Source organism: Corynebacterium sp. HMSC036E10 (assembly GCF_001836265.1).
In the GTDB taxonomy this organism is placed as follows: Bacteria; Actinomycetota; Actinomycetes; order Mycobacteriales; family Mycobacteriaceae; genus Corynebacterium; species Corynebacterium coyleae.
Window position 1 is genome coordinate 159,650 of the sequence record NZ_KV827992.1, and the last position, 510, is coordinate 160,159.

A 510-nucleotide genomic window follows, 5' to 3' on the forward strand; every position below is an offset into this window, starting at 1 on the left:
GCTGCCAGGAGGCATCGGGCAGCACTTCGGAAATCGCGTGCTGGATGCCCTCGTGAGCGTCACTGGTGACAAGGAAGACACCGCAAAGCCCGCGGGCTTTTAAGTCTTGGAAAAAGCCTTTCCACGAAGCATTGGATTCCGCAGTGGCAACGTGCATGTCGAGCATTTCGCGGTAGCCGTCGGCGTTGACACCGGTGGCCAGCAGTACTGAGCATTTGACCACGCGTCCGCCTTCGCGCACTTTGATCGTCAACGCGTCGCACGACAGGTAGGCGTAGCCGCCGGGATCAAGTGGGCGGTTTTTGAAATCGTTGACCATCTCGTCGAGTTCTTCCGACATGCGTGAGACCTGCGACTTCGACAGGTTGGCAATGCCAAGCGTTGCCACCAGATCGTTCATTCTGCGGGTGGAGACCCCTTTGAGGTAGCAGGTCGCGATCACGGTCGATAGTGCCCGTTCGGTTCGTGAGCGGCGCTCTAACAGCCAGTCCGGGAAGAACGCGCCGTGGC

The 510-nt window shown here is 59.4% G+C and carries 1 protein-coding gene; it reads right to left on the reverse strand.

From position 1 onward, the window contains the following. Window positions 1-510: IS256 family transposase (locus tag HMPREF2736_RS12900; protein ID WP_210399465.1), on the reverse strand; the 510-nt coding region annotated here is incomplete at both ends.